General features: G+C 67.7%; 16 protein-coding genes and 1 pseudogene. 15 read left to right on the top strand and 2 right to left on the bottom strand.

The features are described 5' to 3' along the window. Window positions 1–9: 9 nt before the first annotated feature. The 12 genes and pseudogenes from pafA to AN216_RS30190 all read left to right on the top strand — a co-directional run. Window positions 10–1,371 (top strand): Pup--protein ligase, encoded by a 1,362-nt coding sequence (gene pafA, locus AN216_RS11970; RefSeq protein WP_070196646.1) that lies wholly within the window; start codon window positions 10–12, stop codon window positions 1,369–1,371. A gap of 97 nt (window positions 1,372–1,468) precedes the next feature. Next, window positions 1,469–2,386, top strand: a complete 918-nt coding sequence (locus tag AN216_RS11975) for an FKBP-type peptidyl-prolyl cis-trans isomerase (RefSeq protein WP_070196647.1) — start codon at window positions 1,469–1,471, stop codon at window positions 2,384–2,386. A 200-nt stretch (window positions 2,387–2,586) separates the two neighbouring features. Then, window positions 2,587–2,961: an FKBP-type peptidyl-prolyl cis-trans isomerase gene (locus tag AN216_RS11980; RefSeq protein WP_070196648.1), complete on the top strand. Its 375-nt coding sequence runs from the start codon at window positions 2,587–2,589 to the stop codon at window positions 2,959–2,961. A 114-nt stretch (window positions 2,962–3,075) separates the two neighbouring features. After that, complete coding sequence (locus tag AN216_RS11985; protein WP_070196649.1) at window positions 3,076–4,083, top strand: helix-turn-helix transcriptional regulator; 1,008 nt, start codon at window positions 3,076–3,078, stop codon at window positions 4,081–4,083. Window positions 4,084–4,094: 11 nt separating this feature from the next. Further along, window positions 4,095–5,045, top strand: a complete 951-nt coding sequence (locus tag AN216_RS11990) for a helix-turn-helix transcriptional regulator (protein ID WP_070196650.1) — start codon at window positions 4,095–4,097, stop codon at window positions 5,043–5,045. 99 nt (window positions 5,046–5,144) lie between these two features. Then, window positions 5,145–5,336 carry a hypothetical protein gene (locus AN216_RS11995; RefSeq protein ID WP_070196651.1) on the top strand — a complete coding sequence of 64 codons (192 nt, stop codon included), beginning with the start codon at window positions 5,145–5,147 and terminating at the stop codon, window positions 5,334–5,336. Between the two features lie 191 nt (window positions 5,337–5,527). Continuing rightward, window positions 5,528–5,824, top strand: coding sequence for a Sec-independent protein translocase subunit TatA (gene tatA, locus AN216_RS12000; protein WP_070196652.1), 297 nt, complete (start codon window positions 5,528–5,530; stop codon window positions 5,822–5,824). 50 nt (window positions 5,825–5,874) lie between these two features. Then, window positions 5,875–6,819: a twin-arginine translocase subunit TatC gene (gene tatC, locus AN216_RS12005; protein WP_244502429.1), complete on the top strand. Its 945-nt coding sequence runs from the start codon at window positions 5,875–5,877 to the stop codon at window positions 6,817–6,819. Between the two features lie 23 nt (window positions 6,820–6,842). Continuing rightward, window positions 6,843–7,736 (top strand): diacylglycerol kinase, encoded by an 894-nt coding sequence (locus AN216_RS12010; protein ID WP_070196654.1) that lies wholly within the window; start codon window positions 6,843–6,845, stop codon window positions 7,734–7,736. Between the two features lie 177 nt (window positions 7,737–7,913). Continuing rightward, window positions 7,914–10,718, top strand: coding sequence for a DEAD/DEAH box helicase (locus AN216_RS12015; protein WP_070196655.1), 2,805 nt, complete (start codon window positions 7,914–7,916; stop codon window positions 10,716–10,718). Between the two features lie 61 nt (window positions 10,719–10,779). Further along, window positions 10,780–11,202 carry a Ca2+-dependent phosphoinositide-specific phospholipase C gene (locus AN216_RS30685; protein ID WP_079166507.1) on the top strand — a complete coding sequence of 141 codons (423 nt, stop codon included), beginning with the start codon at window positions 10,780–10,782 and terminating at the stop codon, window positions 11,200–11,202. A gap of 1 nt (window position 11,203) precedes the next feature. Then, a pseudogene (locus AN216_RS30190) lies at window positions 11,204–11,414 on the top strand (SbtR family transcriptional regulator); the annotation flags it as partial. A gap of 63 nt (window positions 11,415–11,477) precedes the next feature. Here the strand turns inward: AN216_RS30190 and AN216_RS12020 are convergent. Continuing rightward, the gene (locus tag AN216_RS12020; RefSeq protein ID WP_070196656.1) at window positions 11,478–12,173 is read right to left on the bottom strand and encodes a response regulator transcription factor; all 696 of its coding nucleotides are present in this window, start codon (window positions 12,171–12,173) and stop codon (window positions 11,478–11,480) included. Window positions 12,174–12,827: 654 nt separating this feature from the next. After that, on the bottom strand, window positions 12,828–14,432 hold the full coding sequence (locus tag AN216_RS12025) for an MFS transporter (protein ID WP_070196657.1): 1,605 nt from the start codon (window positions 14,430–14,432) through the stop codon (window positions 12,828–12,830). Between the two features lie 76 nt (window positions 14,433–14,508). Between AN216_RS12025 and AN216_RS12030 the strand changes: the two genes are divergently transcribed. The 3 genes from AN216_RS12030 to AN216_RS12040 all read left to right on the top strand — a co-directional run bounded on the left by AN216_RS12030 (window position 14,509) and on the right by AN216_RS12040 (window position 18,965). After that, window positions 14,509–15,090 (top strand): TetR/AcrR family transcriptional regulator, encoded by a 582-nt coding sequence (locus AN216_RS12030; RefSeq protein ID WP_070196658.1) that lies wholly within the window; start codon window positions 14,509–14,511, stop codon window positions 15,088–15,090. A gap of 1,114 nt (window positions 15,091–16,204) precedes the next feature. Then, window positions 16,205–16,948: an AfsR/SARP family transcriptional regulator gene (locus tag AN216_RS12035; RefSeq protein WP_244502431.1), complete on the top strand. Its 744-nt coding sequence runs from the start codon at window positions 16,205–16,207 to the stop codon at window positions 16,946–16,948. Between the two features lie 406 nt (window positions 16,949–17,354). Next, on the top strand, window positions 17,355–18,965 hold the full coding sequence (locus AN216_RS12040; protein WP_070196660.1) for an acyl-CoA/acyl-ACP dehydrogenase: 1,611 nt from the start codon (window positions 17,355–17,357) through the stop codon (window positions 18,963–18,965). Window positions 18,966–18,998: the final 33 nt, after the last annotated feature.

Genomic DNA, 18,998 nt, shown 5'->3' on the forward strand with positions numbered 1-18,998 from the left:
TGTTCAGGCATGGACCGCCGAATCTTCGGGCTGGAGAACGAGTACGGCGTCACGTGTACGTTCCGGGGGCAGCGCCGTCTGTCACCGGACGAGGTGGCGCGGTACCTCTTCCGCCGTGTGGTGTCATGGGGCCGCAGCAGCAACGTTTTCCTGCGGAACGGAGCCCGGCTGTACCTCGACGTGGGCTCGCATCCGGAGTACGCGACTCCGGAGTGTGACAGCGTGACCGAACTGGTCACGCACGACAAGTCGGGTGAGCGCATTCTCGAGGGCCTGTTGGTCGACGCGGAGCGGCGACTGCACGAGGAGGGCATCGCCGGTGACGTCTACCTCTTCAAGAACAACACCGACTCCGCGGGAAACTCCTACGGCTGTCACGAGAACTACCTGGTGGCGCGACACGGCGAGTTCTCCCGGCTCGCCGACGTGCTGATCCCGTTCCTGGTCACCCGCCAGCTGGTCAGCGGTGCGGGCAAGGTGCTGCAGACCCCGCGTGGTGCGGTGTACTGCGTGAGCCAGCGAGCGGAGCACATCTGGGAGGGCGTCAGTTCCGCCACCACACGGTCCCGTCCGATCATCAACACCCGTGACGAGCCGCACGCCGACGCGGAGCGGTACCGCCGACTGCACGTCATCGTCGGGGACTCGAACATGTCCGAGACGACCACGCTGCTGAAGGTCGGCGCCACGGACCTGGTGCTGCGCATGATCGAGGCCGGCACCGTGATGCGGGACCTGACCCTGGAGAACCCGATCCGCGCCATTCGCGAGGTCAGCCACGACATCACCGGGCAGCGCAAGGTTCGGCTGGCCAGCGGCCGGGAAGCCTCCGCGCTCGAGGTGCAGGAGGAGTACTACGAGAAGGCACTGGACTTCTGCGAGCGGCGTGGTCTGCGCTCCGGGATGATCGAGCGGGTGCTGGACCTGTGGGGCAGGGCGCTGGAGGCCGTCCGTACGCAGGACCTGTCCCTGGTGGACACCGAGATCGACTGGGTGATGAAGTACCAGCTCATCGAGCAGTACCGCAGCAAGCACAACATCAGCATGTCGCATCCGCGGATCGCCCAAATAGATCTCGCCTATCACGACATCCACCGTCGCCGCGGGCTCTACTACCTCCTCGAGCGACGCGGCCAGGCAGCCCGCATCTGCGATGACCTGAGGATCTTCGAGGGCAAGTCGGTTCCCCCGCAGACCACTCGGGCCAGGCTCCGCGGTGACTTCATCCGGCGGGCCCAGGAGCAGCGCAGGGACTTCACGGTGGACTGGGTGCATCTCAAGCTCAATGACCAGGCACAGCGCACGGTGCTGTGCAAGGATCCGTTCCGTTCCGTGGACGAGCGGGTGGAGAAGCTGATCGCCGGGATGTGACGCCGGGTCGCGCCGGTCTACGGCGCGTCCGGGCGGGGCCGTAGGCTTGCTGAGCGAAAGCCCGTCCGGACACACCCCCACCCCCGCGAGATGACCCATGACTGCCTCCCCCAGGACTCGCCGCGCCACGGCCGCGCTCATCGTTCCGCTGCTGATCCCGTTCGCCGCGGCGTGCGGCAGCGAGGAGCCCAGCAAGGACGGCGCGATTCCCGCCGTCTCCGCGTCGGCTCAGGACGAGAAGCCCAAGATCGACAAGGGCGAGGGCGACCCGCCCAAGAAGCTCAAGACCAAGGTGCTGAAGCAGGGCAAGGGCCCGAAGGTGCGCAAGGGCGACGTAGTGAACGCCACGTACCACGGCCAGCTCTGGAACGGCAAGGTCTTCGACACCACGTGGAAGAAGGGCGGTGAACCGGTCAGCTTCCAACTCGGTCGGGGCAGCGTCATCCCGGGTTGGGACGAGGGCCTGGTCGGTCAGCGGATGGGCAGCCGAGTGGAACTCGTCGTTCCGCCGGACAAGGCGTACGGCAACAAGAGCCAGGGGCCGATCCCGAAGAACTCCACCTTGGTGTTCGTCGTGGACCTGAAGAAGACACTGCCGAACAAGGTCGACGGGAAGCCCGTCGAGGAGCCGGACCCCGAACTCCCCGAGGTCAGCACCGAGATCACGGACAAGGCGCCGAAGATCGAGGTGGAAAAGGGCGCGAAGGCTCCGAAGGGCGTACGGAGCACCACCGTCCTGGAGGGCGACGGCGAGGAGATCACCAGCGAGAGCACGGTGCTGGCCAACTTCACCGCGAAGCTCTGGAACGGCGAGCCGTTCGCCAACTCCTGGCAGCAGACCGGCCCCCAGGATTACCCGGTGAAGCAGATGGTCGGCTGGGAGAAGGGCCTCGAGGGGAAGAAGCAGGGCAGCCGGGTGGTGATCTCCGTACCACGGGAGGAGTTCCCGAAGAAGGCACGGGCGCAGATCCCCTCGGACGTCGTCTTCAGCGTGGACGTGCTCAGCGTGAAGTGACGTCGTGTCCGGGGCGGCGCGGATCGTACGGCGCGGTGAGAGGGCGGGCGCCCGCGAACGGTGCGCGGAACGCGTGTCCGTCCCGTGAAATACTGTGCACGCTGGGCGGGTGAACAGGCCATCGGCCTGTCGGCGGCCCCTGGAAGCCGCCGGGCCGTCACTCGCCAGTCGTACGGAAGACTCGTCTCTAGGAGCAACACGTGAGAATCGACAAGCCCGAGGTCGACTTTCCCGAGGGTGAGCCGCCGTCCGACCTGGAGATTCAGGAGCTCTGGGAGGGTGACGGGCCCGAGGCCAAGGCTGGGGACAACGTCTCCGTGCACTACGTCGGCGTCTCCTTCTCCACCGGTGAGGAGTTCGACGCCAGTTGGAACCGCGGCAAGCCGCTGCAGTTCCAGCTCGGCGCCGGACAGGTCATCCCCGGCTGGGACAGGGGTGTCCAGGGCATGAAGGTCGGTGGTCGTCGTCGGCTGACCATCCCGGCGCATCTCGCCTACGGGGCGCAGGGCGCGGGTGGTGGCCGTATCAAGCCGCACGAAACGCTGATCTTCGTCTGCGACCTGGTAGCCGTCTGACGGTCACACGGACCATGGCCGAGGGCTCACCCAGCGTGGGCCCTCGGTTTTTGCCATCCGCGGGGTCAGCGGTACGGTCAACAGCCCGAGTGCACGGAGAGAAGGCGGGCTTCGATGGCGATTGTCAAGGCCGAGCGGCTGATGAACGTCGCGCTGTGTCTGCTCGGTGCCCGGCGACCGCTCACCAAGCGCGAGCTGCGCGGCTCCGTCGAGGCGTACATCGAGGCGAGCGGCGACGACTCGTTCAACCGCATGTTCGAGCGGGACAAGGAAGACCTACGGGAACTCGGGCTGGTCATCGACGCGGTGGAGAACCTCGAGGGTGAGACCGGCTATCTGGCCCGTCGGGACAGCAACCGCCTGCCGCCGATCACGTTCGACGCGGCGGAGGCCACCGCGCTGGGGCTCGCAGCCCGGGTGTGGCAGCAGGCGAGACTCGCCGGGGCGGCCTCCGGCGCACTGCAGAAGCTGCACGCCGCCGGGGGCATGCCGGTCCAGGAATCCGGCGAAGGCCCGGACGGGGCCACTGCGCGGCGCGCGTCCGGGGAGCCGGGGCAGGCGTATCCGCACAGCGCGCTGGAGCCGTACATCCCCGCCCGCGAGGCCGCATTCGAGCCGCTGATGCTCGCCTGCCGGGATCGTCGACCGGTGGTCTTCGACTACCGGAAGTCGAACTCCGCCCGTCCGGAGCGCCGCCAGGTCGAGCCCTGGACCCTGGAGTGCTGGCGAGGACAGTGGTATCTCGCCGGGTACGACCGGGACCGGCAGGCCGAACGTGTCTTCCGGCTCTCCCGTATCACCGGCGCGGTACGCTCCAAGGCCGCCGCGTTCACCGCGCCCGTACCGGATCAGGTGACCGTGCGCGAGTCCGTCGAGCGTTGGGCCGGCGAACGGTCCTCGCGCAGTGCGCGTATCCGCCTGCGTTCCGGTGCCGGATACCCGCTGCGGGCCCGGGCCGGCATGGTGCGTGAAGTCGGCGACGGCTGGGACGAGTTGGAGATTCCGTACGGACACGGCCTGGACGCCTGGCTGGTCGAGTTCGGGCCGGACGTGCTGGTGCTGGAGCCGGCCGAGCTGCGGGCGGACGTCGTGGACCGGCTGCGTGCCGTGGCCAAGGGCTGAGGGAGAGGGCTGTGGCGTCACACGCGATCGACCGGACACGCCGGATGTTGTCCCTGGTCACCTACCTGCGGGACCGTCCCGGTGCGCGGGTTGACGAGGTGGCGCGTGCCTTCGGCATCACCACCGACGAGCTGATCTCGGACCTCGACGTGCTGCCCATGTGTGGTACGAGCTATCGCGGCGGCGACCTGCTGGAGATCGACACCGACGGTGAGCACATCTGGTGGCGGAACGCCGACGATCTCGCCGCGCCCCTGCGGATCGCCGCCGACGAGGCCACCGCGCTGCTGGTCGCCGCGCGTGCGGTGGCCACTCTGCCCGGCCTGCGGGAGAGCGACCGGGAGGCGTTGCTGCGGGCGACCGCGAAGCTGGAGACGGCGGCTGGGGAGACGGCGGGCGCCAGCTCCCGGCTGTCGGTGACCTTCGAGTCCGAGAGCGGAGTGTTCGCGGACCTCGACCGCGCGATCGCGGAGCGTCGTCGGGTGTGGCTGCGCTACTACTCGCCGGCTCGGGATGAGGTGACCGAGCGGGAGATCGACCCCGTCCGGCTGTTCGCCATCGGTCACACCTACGTCGAGGCGTGGTGTTGGCGCTCGGAGGCCCGCCGTACCTTCCGGCTGGACCGGGTGGCGGAGATCCGGCTGCTGGACGAGACCTCCGATCCACCGGCGGTGGAGCCCAGGGACCTGTCCGCGGGGCTCGTACAGCCCGCTGTCGACGATCCACAGGTGGTGGTCGAGGTGGCGCCGGGCGGTCGATGGGTGGCGGAGTACTACCCGCATGACAGCGCCGAGGAACTGCCGGACGGCGGCCTGCGCATCACCCTGCGCACCCCGGAGCCCGCGTCGCTGCGCCGGCTGGCGTTGCGGCTCGGGCCGGACGGCCGGATCGTCGCCCCGCGTGAACTGGCCGAGAGCGCACGCGAGGCGGCGCGGCACGCGCTGGCCGCGTACGGGGAGTGACGGGGAACCCGACCGGGGCGCGCGGTGTCGCACCGCCGTCGCCCGGCCCGTACGAGGGGGTGCGCGACGGCACTGGGGGAGACACCCTAGGCTCGGTGCATGCTCTGGCCCATGTTCTTCCTCACGCTGGCCTTCTCCGGCGTCGCGGTGCTCGGCGTGCTCGCCGTCCGGGTGGGCCTTGAGGTCCGCCGATTCTCCCGTGCGGTGGGTGACAGTTCCGAACGCATCACGGAGGCCGCCGAGGATCTCGAACGGGCGGCGGCCTCCTGCGCCCGGGGGTTCGAGCGGTAACCTGAGGGGGCTGCGTCCTGACACGGTGGACGTGCACTGGGAGTTTGCCGTGAGACCCCACATGTGGAGTGTGCATGGGGATTGCCAGGCGGCCACTTCACAGGGTTACGATCGCTGGCAGCATGGCGCAGCCAGTCCGACGCATACGGCAGGCAAGTGATGACGCCGCCCCGGCGAGAAGGTAGTGGCACATGATCCCCAACCTCAGGCCCATGGAGATCGTACTGATCCTCCTCGTGATCCTGCTGCTGTTCGGTGCCAAGAAGCTTCCGGACATGGCCCGTTCGCTCGGCAAGTCGGCTCGCATCCTGAAGAGCGAGGCGAAGCAGATGAAGAAGGACGGCGGGGACGGGGCCGAGCAGGACAAGTCCGACTCGAGCGACGCCCAGCAGTCCACTCCGCGCACGATCCAGGCGGCTCCGGGAGACGTGAGCAGTTCCCGGCCGACCCAGGAGCAGGAGCCGAGCCAGCAGACGAAGCAGACCTGACCCGCGAGGGGAACTGATCTTCCGACCGGACAACTGACCGAGGACGTGGGTTGCTCACATCAGCCCGTAATCAGGGTAAGAAGGAGAAGGACCCCGAGGGCAGGATGCCACTCGCGGAGCACCTGCGGGAGTTGCGTAACCGGCTGGTGAAGGCGGTGTTGGCGGTTCTCGCCGTCGCCGTCCTCGGGCTCGTCTACTACAAGCAGATCGCGGACTTCCTCACGGAGCCGGTGCGCGAGGCCGTCGGCTGCGAGAAGGGTTTCGGCGAGTCGGTGAACGGCGAGGCCTGTGCCGAGCTCACCATCCAGGGACTGGTGGCGCCGTTCACGATCATGCTGAAGGTGGCGCTCACCGTCGGTGTCATCGGCGCCTGCCCGGTGTGGCTCTACCAGCTCTGGGCCTTCCTGGCGCCGGGTCTGCACCGCAGTGAGAAGAAGTACGCCGGGGCGTTCGTGGGAGCGGGGGCCCCGCTGTTCGTCGGCGGCGCGGTGCTCGCGTACTTCGTGCTGCCGACCGCCGCCCGCGCGCTGCTGGACTTCACGCCGGAGGGGACGGGCAACCTGATCCCGTTCGACGAGTTCCTGGACATCATCACCCGCCTGGTGATCGTCTTCGGGCTCGCCTTCGAGCTTCCGCTGCTGCTGGTCATGCTGAACTTCGGCGGCATCGTCACCGGGCGCCAGCTGCTTGGCTGGTGGCGGGTGATGGTCGTGGCCATCGCCGTCTTCTCGGCGATGGCCACCCCCACCGGCGACCCGCTGACCATGGGTGCGTTGGCGCTGCCGATCGTGCTGCTGTACTTCGGGGCGACCGGCGTGTGCCTCACCAACGACCGTCGCCGAAGGCGCGCCAACCCGTACGCCGACCTGGACGACGACGAGGCGTCCACGCTCGACCACGCGCCGGAACCAGTCGCTCAGCCCGCTCCGCCTGACACGGGAGCCCGGTCCGGGGACGAGGGCGGTCCGCCAGATCGCTTCGACGATGCCACGTAGGCACGGACGGCGAGGCGGACCCGGTGACCAGTGAGATCACGATGGTGGTCAACCCCGTGGCCGGCCAGGGCCGTGGGGCCCGGGCCGCCCAGCCCGCCGCCGCAGCGTTGCGCGACGCGGGTTTCGCCGTACGCACCGTGGTCGGTCATGATGCGGACGACGCCCTGACCCGTGCCCATGCCGCCGTCGAGTCGGACACCGGCGCCCTGATCGCGGTGGGCGGCGACGGCATGGCCTCACTGGCCCTGCAAGCGGTCGCGGGCACCGGGGTGCCGCTCGGCGTGGTCGCGGTCGGCACGGGAAACGACTTCGCCCGCGCCACCGGACTGCCCGTACGCGATCCGGCTGAGGCCGGCCGCAGGATCGCCGCGGCCCTGAAGGACGGCACGGGCCGGGACATCGACCTGGGGCGGGTGGCGGACCGCTGGTTCGGATCCGTCCTCGCGAGCGGCTTCGACTCCCGGGTCAACGACCGGGGGAACCGGATGCGCTGGCCCACCGGGAAGTCGCGCTACGACCTCGCGATGCTCGCCGAGCTGGCCACGCTGCGTGCCGTACCGTATCGCCTCACGCTGGACGAGGGCGAGCCCGTCGAGCTGGCGGCGACGCTGGTCGCGGTCGGCAACGGGCCGTCGTACGGCGGGGGCATGCGGATGTGTTCCGACGCGCGCATGGACGACGGGCTGTTCGATATCACGGTGGTGGGGGAGTGCAGCCGTGCCACCCTGCTGCGGGTCTTCCCCCGGGTCTACCGGGGCAGCCACCTCAGCCATCCCGCGGTGACCGTCCACCGGGCACGTACGGTCACCCTGGAGGCGCCGGACACGACGGGCTACGCCGACGGGGAGCCGGTCGGCGCCTTACCGCTGACGGCACGCAGCGTGCCGGCCGCGGTGCGGGTCCTCGCCGCCGAGTGACCGAGCCGCCGGAGCCGCCCAGGGCCGACCGGAGCCGCGCCGACCGCGTACGGGCCACGGGCGCACGGCCACGCGGCTCGTACCAGGCGGTTGAGGCTGGTCAGTGGGGCAGCCGGTGGTGGCCGGCTGGTAAATCACCCGGCGCTGTCGGTGGTGACCGGTAGGCTCGTAGACACAATGACCGAGGAACTCTCCCCCGCAGAGCGTTACGCGGCGGCGCGCAGGCGCGCCGCCGCCGAGGCCACCGCTCTCGCTCCCTTCCGTGACCTGTACGACTTCGAACTCGACGCCTTCCAGCTCGAAGCGTGCGAAGCCCTCGAGGCCGGCAGCGGCGTTCTCGTCGCCGCCCCGACCGGCTCCGGCAAAACCATCGTCGGTGAGTTCGCCGTCCATCTCGCCCTGGCCCAGGGGCGCAAGTGCTTCTACACCACGCCGATCAAGGCCCTGTCCAACCAGAAGTACGCCGATCTCGCCGCCCGGTACGGCGCCGACAAGGTCGGCCTGCTGACCGGGGACAACAGCGTGAACTCCGGAGCACCGGTGATCGTGATGACCACCGAGGTCCTGCGGAACATGCTCTACGCCGGTTCCCGCGCGCTGCTCGGGCTCGGGTACGTCGTCATGGACGAGGTGCACTACCTCTCCGACCGGTTCCGGGGCGCCGTCTGGGAAGAGGTGATCATCCATCTGCCCGCCTCGGTGGCGTTGGTGTCCCTGTCCGCGACGGTGTCGAACGCCGAGGAGTTCGGTGACTGGCTGGACACGGTGCGGGGCGACACCCGGGTGATCGTCTCCGAGCACCGTCCGGTGCCGTTGTGGCAGCACGTGTTGGCGGGTCGACAGATGTACGACCTGTTCGAGGAGAAGGGTGACAAGAAGGAGGTCAACCCCGACCTCGTCCGTATAGCCCGGATGGAGAACAGCCGCCCGGACTCGAACGGCGACCGGCGGCGTGGACGTCCCAAGCGGGAGGCCGACCGGGAGCGTGAGCGACGCCGCCGTAGCCGGATCTGGACGCCGAGCCGCCCGGAGGTCATCGACCGGCTGGACGCGGAGGGGCTGCTGCCCGCGATCACCTTCATCTTCAGCCGGGCAGGCTGCGAGACGGCCGTGCAACAGTGCCTCTACTCCGGCCTTCGGCTGAACTCCACGGACGAGCGGTCCCGGGTTCGGGAGATCGTGGAGGCGCGTACCACCGACATCCCGGACGAGGACCTGCACGTCCTCGGATACTTCGAGTGGCTCGAGGGCCTGGAGCGGGGCGTCGCCGCCCACCACGCGGGGATGCTGCCGACCTTCAAGGAGATCGTCGAGGAGCTTTTCGTACGCGGCCTGGTCAAGGCCGTGTTCGCCACCGAGACGCTGGCCCTGGGCATCAACATGCCGGCGCGCTCGGTCGTGTTGGAGAAGCTGGTCAAGTGGAACGGCGAGCAGCACGCCGACATCACCCCCGGCGAGTTCACCCAGCTGACCGGGCGGGCCGGGCGGCGCGGCATCGACATCGAGGGTCACGCCGTGGTGCTGTGGCAGCGCGGCATGGACCCGGGGGCGCTCGCGGGCCTGGCGGGCGCGAGGACGTATCCGCTGCGCTCCTCTTTCAAGCCGTCGTACAACATGGCGGTCAACCTCGTCGCGCAGTTCGGCCGGCACCGCTCCCGGGAGCTGCTCGAGACGTCCTTCGCGCAGTTCCAGGCGGACCGCGCGGTCGTGGGCATCTCCCGGCAGGTGCAGCGGAACGAGGAGGGGATGGAGGGCTACCGCGAGTCGATGCACTGTGAGCTGGGGGATTTCCAGGAGTACGCCCAGCTGCGCCGGGACCTCAAGGACCGGGAGACCGAGTTGGCCCGACAGGGCGCCGCGCAGCGGCGGGCGGCAGCGGGGGTGGCGCTGGAGAAGCTGAAGTCCGGGGACGTCATCCATGTCCCCACCGGCAAGTTCGCCGGCCTGGCGCTGGTGCTCGACCCCGGCACGACGTCCGGCCGAAGCTCCGGCCGGCGGGGGTACGACCAGCACGACGGCCCCCGCCCCCTGGTGCTGACCGCGCAACGTCAGGTCAAACGGCTCGCTTCCATCGACTTCCCGGTGCCGGTGGAGCCCCTGGAGCGGATGCGTATCCCCAAGTCGTTCAATCCGCGTAGCCCGCAGTCCCGGCGGGACCTCGCCTCGGCGCTGCGCACCAAGGCGGGGCACCACGAGCCGCAGCGGCACCGTAAGCAGCGCTCGACGGCGGTCGACGACGCCGACATCTCACGGCTGCGCGCGCAGATCCGCAGTCATCCCTGCCACGGCTGCGACCAGCGTGAGGACCACGCTCGGTGGGCCGAGCGCTATCTGCGGCTGGCACGGGACACCCGGCAACTGGAGCGTCGGATCGAGGGCCGTACGAACACCATCGCCCGCACCTTCGACCGGGTCTACGCCCTCCTGTCCGACCTCGACTACCTGCAGGGCGACGAGGTCACCGAGGACGGCCGGCGACTGGCGCGGCTCTACGGAGAGTTGGACCTGCTGGCCTCGGAGTGCCTGCGAGAGGGGGTCTGGGAGGGCCTGACACCGGCGGAACTGGCCGGCTGCGTCTCGGCTTTGGTGTACGAGGCGCGTGCCTCGGACGACGCCGTGCCAGACCGGTTGCCGGGTGGCCGGGCGAAGCACGCCCTGGGCGAGATGGTTCGGATCTGGGGCAGGCTCGACGCCCTGGAGGAGGAGCACCGCATCACCGCGGCCGAGGGGGTGGGTCAGCGGGAGCCCGATCTCGGCTTCGCCTGGGCGGCCTACCACTGGACCCAGGGGCACGGGCTGGACGCGGTGCTGCGCGACGTCGACATGCCCGCCGGCGACTTCGTCCGTTGGTGCAAGCAGGTCATCGACGTCCTGGGGCAACTCTCCAGCGCGGCGCCGTTGGAGGGGACCGTCGCGAAGAACGCCCGTAGGGCGATCGACGAGATGCGGCGCGGGGTGGTGGCGTACACCTCGGTGGGATAGTGCCGTCGGGTCTTCTCGTGCGGGTCGGCGCGCGTTGTTGACCGCGTAACGGGCTGGCGGGATGTTGTGGCACGTCGTCAGCGTCCCGAACTCCCACCCAAGCCCGCTTCGTCGATGGCTCTCCGCCGCGATCGCGTGCACCGCGGTCGCGGCGCTCTCGTCCGCGGCCCAGGCCCAGCCGTCCGGGGACACCGGTCCTCCACCGCGGCTGAACGAGATTCAGGCGATGGCCACGCACAACAGCTACCACCGGGAAGTGTCCTTCGCCGAGCAGAAGGTGATGGAGCGACACGCCCCGACCTTTCGTAACCTGCTCTACAGTCACGCCTCCCTGCTGAAACAGCTTGAGCGGGAACGCGTGCGTGGCATCGAACTCGACGGTGAAGGAGGCGGACCCCAGACTGGAGCAGAGGGGCGGCGCCGAGAGTCCGGCCCTGGACGACCGCCAGGCTGGACGCGCTGGACGGGGAGATCCGTCAGGTGAACCGGGGCACGCCCCGGTGACGTCCGCAGCCGAACTCCTCCTCCGCGCCAACGCGGAAGCCGGCACCATCCGGCCGGGAGTGACCGCGGACGATTTCCTCCTGGCCATCGCCGGCCTGTGGCAGCTCGACCCCCGGGGGCAGGCAGCCGCGCGCTACCCGGCTGCTGAACCTCGTCATGGACGGACTGCGCGCGGGAGCCCCGGCGCAGTGAGTGTCGCCGCCCCTCGGGGGCGCGCTGCCCGAGCCTTGTGCCGAGCCCGACGGCGAGTCGAGGTCAGGTCAACACGAGACCAGCCTGGTCTTGCGGCTCTCTTGGAGGCTGAGCCGTGACGATCCCGATCTCGTAGGCGAATATCACGGCGTGCACGCGGTTGCGAAGTTCCAACTTGTTGAACATATTCTGTACGTGTGACTTTACCGTACTGTCGCTCACTGAGAGTTCGGCGGATATCTCTGCATTAGTCAGTCCCTGCGCGATGAGCCGAAGGACGTCCACTTCGCGATGGGTAAGAAGTTCCAGGTGTCCGGTGTCCTGCACTGTGGTAACGGTGTTGCTCTCCACCCTCGGGGCACCCGCCGGGGATATCAACGTGTATCCTGCGGCTATCATGCGCAACGCGGCGCAAATCATCTCCGAGCTTGACTGATTGAGCAGGACCCCGTCGACGCCGATTCCAGGGAGCTGGCGTGTGTGCTGATTGATGCTCTCCACCAGCATCAGCGTGTATCGTGCTCCCTGAAGCGCCACCATGCGGCGTATGGCGGCCAGGTCCATCGCGTAGCTGCCGGAGTCCAGCATCGCTATGTCGGGGCTCTTTGCCGCGGAGACCTTGATGGCTTGCGCGATGTTTTCGGCCTCGTCGATGACCTTGAAGTCCGGGCTACTTTCGAGTAAGGTTCGGTACCCCGCCCTCAAGATGCTCCGGTCGCTCACTATCAGAACCCTTATCGGTTTCCCTTGCTGCGTCATTTCCTCACGAGTCCATTCCGCGCTCAGTGACAGGACGAACTAGTAACTCGATGCACCAGTGAACACAAGGTACTTCTTGTAAAGTGCGCCCCCTCGTGATGGCGCTCTGGTGGAAGCACCTTCGACGCGGCGGCACAATCGAGCCAGGAAGGCGGCGTGCTCCGGAGCCATGGCTTGGCGGTGCGGTCGAGAGTTGCGCGTGCGTGGGGGGTTGGCGTGAGACGCCGGCAATGGCGTCACCTAGACCGTAGCTGGGCGGCTGAAGTGTATGCGTCATAGGGAACTCGGCGTGTTCGTCCAGCCCTTCGGGCTCCATATGGCTCCTCCCTCTGGCACGTCCCACACCGTACGGAAGGGGTGCCATATGCGTGCTACAGAGGAGGTATAGCAGACGGACCGGTGCACGTCAGGGTGGGTGACGTGGATTGAGGTGGGGTACCGGCCCCAAGTCGTGAGGCATATGCCAGTGGGAGCCTACGCGATGCGTCGGCTCCCACTGGCTGCGGGTTGAGGAGATTCCCCATGCTGAGTCAGCGGTATCGCTGTGAATCCCGGCCTCGGACATGGCAGCGCGCCCGGGTCGGGGGTATCCCGGGCGCGCTCTCCTGAACCACAGTGCCGCCGGCGCGGAAGGGTCCAGAAGCTTTGGCCGGTCTAGCGGTGCCTGACTCCATGTGTCGGAGCCTCGGAGGGTTTGGGCATCTGAGCCGGGGTTTCGGCTGTCGGTGCATTCCCCGCCGCGGCGCGCTTGGGCACCAGTGCGAGTGCGAGCACCGCGGTGACGACCGCCGCACCGAGCACCGCGTAGGACGCCGTGGTGTAACCGTCGATGAAGGCGGAGCGTGCCCCGTCGACAAGCGGTCCAGCCACGGGATCCGGCAACTTCGCCGCTACACCCAGCGCGCCGCCGAGCGAGTCCTCGGCCACGGTCTGTGCCGGGGGCGGCAGCGCACCTGTGACCCGTGCCGGCAGCTCATCGGCGTACACGGTGTTGAGTACGCTGCCGAAGATCGCGATGCCGAGGGCCGCGCCGACCTCGATCGCTGCGTCGAAGGTGCCGCCCACCACACCGCCGCGCGCGGCCGGTGCGTTGGCCATCACGGAGTCCGTCATGGCGGGGATGGCCAAACCGGTACCCATCCCGAACAACACGCCGGAAACCATGAGGCCCATGTCGTCGCTGGAGATGTCCGCCGTGGTCAGGACATAGGCACCGCAGGCGGCGAGTGCCGCACCGATCGTGATGGGCCAGCGCGGTCCGACGCGGTGGTACACCTGCTCACCGATGGGCACGCCAGCGATGAGCGCGACGCCAGCGGGCAGCAGCCGCAGTCCCGCCTCCAGCGCGTCATGACCCAGAAACTGGAGCGAGAAGACCGAAACGAGATAGATCATCCCGATCACGATGGTGAAGATCAGTGCGGCGAAGCCGGCCCCGGCGGCGAAGAACTTGTTCGTGAACCAGGTCAGGTCGACCATCGGGTTGCTGATGCGGCGTTCCACGATGATGAAGGCCACCATGCAGACCAGCGAGAGTGCCCATGCGCCCAGGACTTCGGCCGAGAGCCATCCCTTGCTCGGCCCCTCGATGACGCCGTACACCAGTCCGCCCAACATGAGGCAGGAGAGCACCGCGCCCCACAGGTCCAGGCGCCCGGCGTCGCGGTTGCGGGAGGCGGGCAGTAGCGGCGGGGTGGCCAGTAGGAGTACAAGGGCGATGGGGACGTTGAGGTAGAAGCACGCCTCCCATCCGTACGGCTCAACCAGGGCACCGCTCAGCAGCGGGCCACCGGCGAGGCCGAGGCCGGCGGCGGCTCCCCAGAGCGACAAAGCGCGCTTGCGCTCGGAGTCCTCGGTGAAGGTGACGCGTACGAGGCCGAGCGTGGCCGGCATGATTAGCGCACCGGAGATGCCGAGGCCCACCCGAGCGGCGATCACCAGGCCCGGCTCGTCGCTGAGGCCTCCAATTACGCTGAATACCGCGAAGCCTCCCAGGCCCCACATGAGGGCGGCGCGGCGACCGAACTTGTCGCCTGCGGCTCCGAGGGCGAAGAGGAGCGCCGCGACCGTGAGCGGATAGGCGTCCAGCATCCACTGCAGCTCGCTCGACGTCGTCTGCATCTCCTCGGCGACATCGCGTAGTGCCACGGTCAGCGCGATGTTCGCCGTGACCACCAGGAACAAGCTCAGTGCCAGCACGCTCAGTCCGGCCCAGCGGCGTGGATACGGCTCAGCCGGTTGCAGGGATGGAGACGACATTGGAAGCTCCCTTGTGAATCCGATAAGTACGGTACAGTACCGTACCACTCCGGTGACCCTGGAGTAAACTGCTCGCATGTCGACATCGTTGCGGGGCGGGCAGGCCCGCGAAGACCAGCTGCTCAGCGCGACCCTTGAGGTGCTGCGTGAAGTGGGCTACAACCGTCTGACCGTGGATGCCGTCGTGTCCCGAGCGCACGCGAGCAAAGCCACGGTGTACCGTCGTTGGCCGTCCAAGTCAGACCTGATCGTGGCTGCTTTCATGAATGCGACCCGAGACCTGCCCGCCGAGCGTGACACCGGAGCACTGCGTGGCGACCTGCTCGGCGCGCTGGAGGATCTGCTGGATGAGATGGACCGGTTTGGCGATGTGATGATGGACCTGCTCGGGGAGCTGGGTCGCAACCCCGAACTGGCCAGCACGATCCGGGACGGGTACATCGCCACGCGCCGTCAAAACCTCATCGGTGCCTTCGCCCGGGCCAAGGATCGGGGAGAGATTCCGGCCGACGTCGATGTGCAGCCGCTATGGGACCTGGCACCAGCCGTCATCTTCTTTCGGCGTTACAACATGGGCGAGGAGGTCGACGCCGAGGACGTCCGAGTCCTCGTCGATGACGTGGTGCTGCCGCTCGCATTCCGCTTCTCGGCAGGCTGACCGCGTCCCGAAGTGAAGTGGGTGAGGTACGCGCATGGCGCCGAGAGGTACGGTACTGTACCGTTCCAGCTTGCCGGCGCTGCCATATCAGCCTGGAACGTCCCCTCGCTGTGTGCCAGGAGAGGAGTCGCGTGAGGGAAGAGCCGTCCGACGAGGTATTCGACCTGGGGGTCGTCGACTATGAGGCGATCTATCAGGGGAAACGGCCCGTCCCCGGGTCAGATGTGATCTTTGAGGCGGCCCCTTGGGGCGTCGGTGGGCTGCGGTCCATCGTAATCGACGTGGAGGTCGAAGTTCATACCCCTAGACCGCACCCCACGTCCAAGATCTCGTTACGCAGCTCCGTTGGGTCGTGCCCTGGCTCCTGTGCGGTAGGTCAAGGCGGTACGCCGTGAGTGTAGCCAGTTAAGGGTCCGAAGGGGGAAGCAAAGGACCGGCCTAAAACTGCCCGGTCTGGCCAACCGATATGCATCCTGCCGGCTGATCGTTAGTGCTTGACACCAGATGATGAGGCAGTGACGCTTGGCGCGGCGAGGTCGGTTGTCCCTCCGGAAACCGATCGCTTGCCCTCCGATCGATCGTTTACCGTAAAATTAGAATCATAGTGTAATAAATGCTGGGGACGGGGGTTCCTTTCTATGCGATTCTGCAAGAGAGGTTGCAAGTGGGAGATTTTCAGTGTAGGACGCGAAGCTGATCCGGAGCCGAAAGTTGCATCCGGCGGCACTCCACCTCCGTCGCCTCGCCGGCGGGTGAACCATCCGCGGGTGTCTCCGCATCGGACTCTGGCGCTTCCGTTGTTCCATCCATCATGGTCATCCTTGAGTAACCCGCCGGCCATGTTCAGGATTTCTTTATGTATCAGACTCCTCATCGTTGGCATTCCGTGAGTTCGATCGCTTCCTCTGAGTGAAGTAATTCGATTCAACGGAAATTGTCGTATTTTCGCCATTGTCGAGTGGAAAACGATTTCGGTACCTTAGCCAATCTGTTGATGTATGGGCCTGTTGAGTTCCCTCTCGTGGCGTGCGGTACGGCACGCACCTATGGAGCCCCATGGGTCACCGCTATCACTGAAGGGAGTCGCATAGTGGAGATAAATGTACTCGGGCCGTTGAGCGTTGTCGAAGGCGGGATCTCGATTGTGCCAACGGCCACGAAGCTGCGCCAGTTGCTGGCGCTATTAATTCTGCAAGGTGAACGAGTAGTCACCGTCTCCACACTGATGGATGAGCTCTGGGGGGAGTCCCCGCCCAAGAGCGCATCGTCCATTCTCCAGACGTATATACTACAGCTCCGCCAGAAGATGACCCAGGCACTGGTGCACGGCGATGGCCGGAAGGCCAAGGACATATTGGTGACGCAGCCGGGCGGCTACCTGCTCCGCATCGATAGCGGGCGGCTCGATTGCCGTGAGTTCGACCGGCTCGCCGAGGCCGGCCGCAGGGCGACCGAGGCGGGAGATTATCGGCTCGCCTCCGACCACTTCACCGGGGCCCTGGCCATGTGGCGGGGGCCGGCACTGATCGATGTACGTGTGGGCAACGTGCTGCAGTTCGAGGCGCTGCGCATGAACGAGGCCCGAATGTCGGTGCTGCAGCAACGCATCGACGCCGACATGCAGATCGGTAGGCACGCGGCACTCGTCCCGGAACTCAGAGTGCTGGTGGCTCAAAACCCGCTCAATGAGAACCTCTGCGCCCAGTTCATGGTCTCCCTGCAGCGAACCGGTTGTGCGTGGCGCGCACTTCAGGTGTATCAGCACCTGCGCAACGCATTGGCCAGGGAACTGGGTCTGGAGCCTTCCATGGTGCTTCAGGAGATCCATCAATCCGTGCTCGTAGGGGAGCTCGTGTGACATCGCGTCACCACTCCCCACCGCACAGGGGAACCCGCGCAGGGGAGGGCACACACAATCTCCGTGCTTTCCCCCGCACCGAGTGGTCGGAAGAGGCTGACGCATTCCACCGACGACGGAGCGGTCACGAGCCGGGGGCTCGCCCCGGAGTGTCGGTGCGCAAGGACGAGCGAGCCGGGAGCAACGGTCCCCAAGCGGCTGGCAGACAGCACGCGGAGGGGGAATCGGCTGTTCGTGAAGGGCCGGTCGATTTCTTCGAGAGGGACACGTTTCCCCAGAACAGCGACAAGCAGACGTACCGTTGCCGTGTCGACTCTGATGGGCCCCGCCGTGTAGGGAGCCGTTCGCTGGACCCGCTCCGACGAAGAGCGCCGGATGCCCGAACACAAGCATGGAAAGGTCCGCTGTGAATCGGATCGCCATCCTGGAACGCTCCCTCTCGGAGGCGGGCAGCGCCGCGGATGGGGTCTCGCTCGCTCTGCGAGCCTGCGGATTTCCGGCCGAGTTCGTTCCCGAGCGGGTGGGCGGTCGACTACGTCGTGTGGAGGAACTGCACCAAGTGGTGCGCACTGTCCTCCGGATGGACCTTCCGGCCGCCGCTGAGCCCCAAGTCAGCGGCTTTCCCACCGCACTGAGGGTCTGGGCCGGTGGCTGCGAGCGCCAGCAACGACGGGTGGGGAAACTTCTGCTGAGAGGCGGCCGACTGGCTCCGACCGGAGGTGGCGCCGCCGCGCCGCACGACAGCTTCACGGCCCGAATACACGCCGACGAACTGCGGTTGTCCGCGGGACGGACGGCAGAGCCGCCGCCCGACTGTCAGGCGCTGGTGGTCACGGCGCGCCATGATACGGGGCGCCCGGACCGCGATCACACTGCGCTGCTGCTCACCCCCGACGAGATGCCGTCCAGTGGACGGAGTCGTACGGTCAGCTGGGAAACCGTACTGGGCGAACCGGGTAGCGGCCTTGAACTCGCCTTGCGTGCCGCCCGGTTGAGTCATGGTCTGTACGCGTCGACGGTGCTGGCCCGCCTCGATACCTTGCTGCGTGCTGCGGTGGAGTCGTGGTACGCGTCCGAGAAATCCCAACTCGTAGCCCCGCCTGGGGCAGACGTACTGGCCGGGGCCTTTCTGGATCTCTTGGTGAGCGACTGCGTCACGCTCTGCGCTGCGCGGGCGGCTCACCTCGTGCCCGACTGGGCGCCCATCTGCTCAGCAGCGGCCGGATATCTCGCCAAACGGGTGTTGAAGGAGGCCGGACACGACCTGAGCACGGTGTTGGAGGTGGCGAGACGTGACAGCGCCCACCCCTACCGGGGGTTCTCGCGGAGACTGAGCAGGCTGGCATCACCACTGTGGCCCACGGAAGATGAGGTGCCCCCCTACACCGTGCTGGTCGCGCGGCTGCCCGCGCGCACGTGGCGACGGGTGCTCAACAGCGGGGATCCGGGCGAATCGATTCCGGACGCGCTGTACCAACTGGACGCCCCGCTGCCGGCGCTGGATCTGGCGCGGCCGATGCGTTGCTCATCCCGCGCGACGGACGACCCGCTGCTGAGTTCGCTGGCTTTCCACGCGCTGCGCGTCGGACACGCGGGGGAAGTGGCCTCGCACCCCTGCTGCCGCGCCGCGCTGGTCGAGCTGCTCAACCGTCTGGTCTCGGAAGCCGCCGAACTGAGCGAGGCGTGTGCGCCCCTGGAGGCGGCCGGACCTGGGGCGCTGCTTGGCCCGTACGCTCGTTCCCTCGCGGAGCGTTACGCGCTGCTGGTCGCCGCCACCGCCTGCGTCGGGGTGTGGTCGCAGCGACGAGACCGGGGACGGGACTTCCTGGCCGAGCCGTGCTGGCTGACGGGCGCGCTGCACCGCATCGTGGGACTGCTCGGCGCCGCCCGACCCGAGGAGGCCTCGTTTCCCTGCTTGGAGCGCATTCACCGGGAAGTGCTGGCGCGCTATGACGAAGGACTCAGCTACGACCTGCACGCCACGTCGTTGGCCGGGCCGGCGACCCTGGGCGGCTGATGCCTTGCCCACCGCCTCCGACGGCCTGGTACA

The organism is Streptomyces oceani (assembly GCF_001751245.1).
Classification (GTDB): domain Bacteria; phylum Actinomycetota; class Actinomycetes; order Streptomycetales; family Streptomycetaceae; genus Streptomyces; species Streptomyces oceani.